Origin of the sequence: Vibrio sp. 1557 (assembly GCF_033340175.1) — a bacterium.
GTDB classification, from domain to species: Bacteria; Pseudomonadota; Gammaproteobacteria; order Enterobacterales; family Vibrionaceae; genus Vibrio; species Vibrio alginolyticus.
The window spans coordinates 1-1,146 of record NZ_JAWOVZ010000231.1; the positions used below are offsets into that span (position 1 = coordinate 1).

Below are 1,146 nucleotides of genomic sequence, written 5' to 3' on the forward strand. Positions count from 1 at the left end.
ACCACTTGTATGATGAAGGTATTGTGTCCGAAAAGTTCATTCTTGAATTTTTGCATAGCCACACAAGTGTGGTTGCTCAACCACCCTACAACAGTCCTTACTTTAGCGGTATAAACCCTTATGCTCTCGGCTTTGCGATGTTCCGCGATATAAAGCGTATTTGTGAAGAGCCAACTGACGAGGATAAAGAGTGGTTCCCGGATCTAGCAGGAACAGATTGGTTAGATGCCTTGCATTTTGCTATGCATAATTTCAAAGATGAAAGCTTTATCAGCCAATATTTGTCTCCGAAATTGATGCGTGATTTCAAACTGTTCGCCATCAACGATGATGACAGGAAGAACTTTATTGAAGTCTCCGCCATACATGATGAAATGGGCTACAAACGCATTCGAGAAACTCTGGCAGCGCAGTACAACCTATCAAACTTAGAGCCTAACATTCAGGTGTTGAACGTGGATGTTCGTGGTGACCGTTCACTCACGTTGCAGTACGTTCCTCATAACCGCATGCCACTGGATGAAAGTTATGATGAGGTATTGAAACACGTCTATCGCCTATGGGGCTTTGACGTAATCTTAGAAGAAGTTAAAGACACGGGACACAGAGAAACATTAGCCACTTGTCCAAAACGCAATCAGTACGATTCAAACATTTAGTAAAAAATATACTCATCCCCTTAAAGCCAAAGGCTCCATGAAAGGAGCCTTTTTATTAACTGCAAGAAGTAGAATCGTTACGCTTTTTTCGCCACAATAGCTCTAACGGCTTCAAGATCTTCTGGCGTATCAACGCCTGCTGCTGGCGCTTCTTTAGCGACTGCAACGTGGATTTTCTCGCCGTACCAAAGCACTCGTAATTGCTCTAGGCATTCAATTTGCTCTAGGGCACTTGGCGCCCAGTTTACGTAAGTATTAATGAAACCTGCGCGGTATGCATAGATACCGATGTGACGCATCAATGGATTCACGATAGCTTTGTCTTGCTTAGCGAAGTTATCACGATCCCAAGGAATTGTTGCTCGGCTAAAGTACATGGCATAACCACGCTCATCAGCAACGACTTTTACGGCATTTGGGTTGAATACTTCATCTTCAGATTCAATTTCAACCGCCAACGTAGCCATAGGCGCATCACTAGCGGCTA

2 protein-coding genes are annotated in these 1,146 nt (G+C 43.8%); one reads left to right on the plus strand and one right to left on the minus strand.

The features are described from left to right. Positions 1 to 659, plus strand: a 659-nt coding sequence (locus R7070_RS26105; protein ID WP_318141501.1) for a SpoVR family protein, incomplete at its 5' end; no start/stop codon positions are given. Between the two features lie 77 nt (positions 660 to 736). Here R7070_RS26105 and kdsB read toward each other — a convergent pair. Further along, a partial coding sequence (gene kdsB, locus R7070_RS26110; RefSeq protein ID WP_318141502.1) for a 3-deoxy-manno-octulosonate cytidylyltransferase occupies positions 737 to 1,146 on the minus strand: 410 nt, incomplete at its 5' end.